General features: G+C 59.8%; 3 protein-coding genes. 1 reads left to right on the forward strand and 2 read right to left on the reverse strand.

Going from position 1 to position 3,005, the window contains the following annotated elements; all coding sequences use genetic code 11:
• Positions 1-289: 289 nt before the first annotated feature.
• A complete protein-coding gene (locus H5U08_RS14295) occupies positions 290-1,219 on the forward strand; it encodes a glycosyltransferase (RefSeq protein ID WP_095413608.1) in 930 nt (309 codons plus the stop codon).
• Between the two features lie 159 nt (positions 1,220-1,378).
• Here H5U08_RS14295 and fliM read toward each other — a convergent pair whose 3' ends face one another.
• Entirely contained in the window at positions 1,379-2,425 is a 1,047-nt protein-coding gene (gene fliM / locus H5U08_RS14300; protein WP_095413609.1) for a flagellar motor switch protein FliM, read from the reverse strand.
• A gap of 103 nt (positions 2,426-2,528) precedes the next feature.
• A partial coding sequence (locus H5U08_RS14305; RefSeq protein WP_297034461.1) for an aldehyde dehydrogenase family protein occupies positions 2,529-3,005 on the reverse strand: 477 nt, incomplete at its 5' end.

Here is a 3,005-nt window from a genome sequence, read left to right on the forward strand (position 1 = left end):
CTGCGTTCGGTTGACCGACAAAACAAGCGAGAGGCGATGCCCGCTCTCCGCAGCGCCAGCAGGCTGGCCGATATGAACAGACACTCGCACGTGCATCCCTTGACGTTTCAGTCCGGTGTAATCCAGTGCGTTCCCTGGGCGGCAAGCGTTGAGGGCGGCACAAGGCCCTCGGGTATGGCGTTCATAAAAAAGAGGAACTCGGCAGGAATCCGGCGCTGGCCTTGCTGCAGATTGGGCAGTCACTGGCATCAGGTGACCACCTCCGTGTGCTTCTGAAGAGGACCTTCCGGTGTTGCGACTTTCGGTAATCATCCCCGTTGTCCGCACGCTGCCACGTCTTGAAGACACTCTCGTCTCCGTCCTGGAGTACGGACCGGACAATTGCCAAGTGATCGTCGTCCTGGATCAGCCCTATTCCGATCCGTATGGCCTGGAAGGAGAAATCACGTTCATTCGAGCGGGGGAGGGATTGCAGCTTGCCCGGGCACTCAACTTGGGCTGTCGCGCGGCAAGTGGCGAATGGATCCACTTTCTTCCCTGCGGTAATCTCGTGGCACGGAACTGGGCGGAAAACGCGCTCGCGCATGCCACCGACCGGCGCATCGGGGTCATTGTCCCGCTGACGGTGGATGCTCGGGATGAGTCGCGGATTCTGGCAGCCGGAATGGGCTACGATAATGCCGGACGGCTCGTCCACCTTCAACGGGGGGTTTCCCTCGAGGGAACAACCCTCGCCCACCGCAGTCGGGTTTTACCGCATTTCTCCGGGGCGTTCTTCCGCCGGGACACGCTCCTGGCGCTCGGAGGAGCGGACGAGTCGCTGGGAGACGGCTGGGTCCTTGCCGACGTGACCCTCCAGTTTTTCCGTGCCGGTTTTGTCAGCGTTCTGGAACCAACCTGCGTGGTCCGAGGCGATCCTGCTCTGGAGCCTGTGGGCTATGACTACGCGGCTGCCCGAGACGCCGAACGTTTCTTCTGGCGGTGGAGTGATCGTCGTGGTTCCACGATTCTCCGGCATCTCGCCCTGCTGACCGGTCAGACGTTGGCCGCCCTCCCGCGAGGACAGCTCTGGCCGCACGTCGCCGGGCGGCTCGCCGGGTGGCGAGGCAGCGCCGCCACAGGGCTTGTCAAAAACAATGGAACACTGCGGTCAGCCATCCGGCAAAATACCTGCGACCGTTCCCCGCCCGAGGCCAGCTACATCGCCAAAGCGGGTTGATGACAAAAAGCCCGGTGCGCCTTGGGAGTACAACTTCCAGGCATCCCGGTTGGAAGGGCGGTCAAACGGCGGATTCTACTCAAATTCTGTGTCCGTTGCCCGGAGAGGACTATGGACTGGGGGCTGACTGATCGTCCGGCGGTTTTCTATCACTCCAGCTTATTCGCCGACCGCCTGTGCCGGATCGGAGATGACATCCTCGATGCAGATGGCCTTGTGGCCCTTGAAAATACCGGGCCGGGCAAGGAACTTGGGGATACCTTCCACCCGAACGAGCAGCGGGGTGTGAATATCTTTTTTGGTGGTGATGATGTCGCCCACCCGAAGACCAATGAGGTCCTGCGTGGTGATGGTGGTGCGTGCCAGTTGGACAACGAGCTGGACGGTGGAAGTGCGAAGAGCCCGACCAATCCGCTCGGTCGCGTCGGGGCTGACCTGGCGCTTTCCGTAGGAGGCCCAACTGTTGGCGGAAAGTTTATTGGCGATCGGCTCGATGGCGTTGTACGGAATACATAGATTAGCCATTCCGCGGACTTCGCCCAGCGCGAGTTCGAAGCTGACCAGCACAATCACTTCGTTGGGGGGCACAATCTGAACGAGCTGCGGGTTGCTTTCCACACGGACGACGCTCAATTCCAGGGGGAGCACATTTTCCCAAGCGCGTTTCAATTCTTCCAGAAAAAGGGAAGTGATTCGTCCCACGAGCCGCCGTTCAATCTCGGAAAGCGGCCGTCGGGTAATCGGCGTGGGTTCCCGACCACCCCCCAGCAACCGATCAATCATCGGATAGAGGATGGTCGGATTGATGTCCAGAATGAAGTGTCCCTCCAGCGGTTCCGCGCGAATGAGGTTGAAGCACGTGGGATTGTCGAGGCTGAAAACGAATTCGCTGTAGGTCAATTGATCGACGCTGGTGAGCTTCACTTCCACCATGCAGCGGAGCATGGCGGACAACCCGGCGGCAAAATTGCGGCTGAAACCCTCATGAAGCGTCTGGAGCGATCGCATTTGCTCTTTGCCGACCCGCTCCGGACGCTTGAAATCGTAGGGGATGATCTTTTCCCGCGATTTTTTGACCGGCGGTGGTGGCGAAGAAGCCGCCGGCGCAGTGGGGACATCCCGGGGAGCCTCGGCGGGCTTACCTTTTCCGACCGACGCGAGAAGACTCTCGATTTCAGCCTGCGTCAGAACTTCGTCGGACGACATGCGATCCTCCGCCAACAACACCTCCGTGTGAAGATGCCGTCACGAAACATCAGCACGCAGTCCTCAGCCGGTGCAACACCACCCCGGCAGGACGCTGCGTGTGTCATTCCCGCACCTGACCGTTGCCGATGACCACGTACTTGTAACTGGTCAGTTCATTGATTCCGCAAGGACCCCGCGCGTGGAACTTATCGGTGCTGATTCCGATTTCCGCGCCCAATCCGAATTCGCCGCCGTCATTGAAACGCGTGCTGGCATTGACCATCACGGCCGAGCTATCGATCCTTTTGGTAAACTCCTGGGCGGCGATCAGATCACGCGTCACAATCGCCTCTGTGTGCTTTGAGCTGTATTTGTTGATGTGTTCGATGGCCGCGTCCAGGTCCTCGACGACCTTCACCGAGATGATGGGGCCCAGGTACTCGGCGTAATAATCGTCTTCCGAGGCCGGTTTGGCAGCCGGGAAATGTTGTCGGGTGATCTCATCACCCCGGATTTCAATACCACGCTCGGCAAGCGCCTGAAGAATCCGGGGCTGGAGTGTGCCGGCCACAGCCTTGTGAAAAACGAGCGACTCCGC

The sequence above is a fragment of the Thermogutta sp. genome (genome assembly GCF_014359955.1).
Lineage (GTDB): Bacteria > Planctomycetota > Planctomycetia > Pirellulales > Thermoguttaceae > Thermogutta.

Bases quoted from the DNA above. Each gene is read 5' to 3' on its own strand.
- fliM (WP_095413609.1), bottom strand. From the start codon at position 2,425: ATGTCGTCCGACGAAGTTCTGACGCAGGCTGAAATCGAGAGTCTTCTC.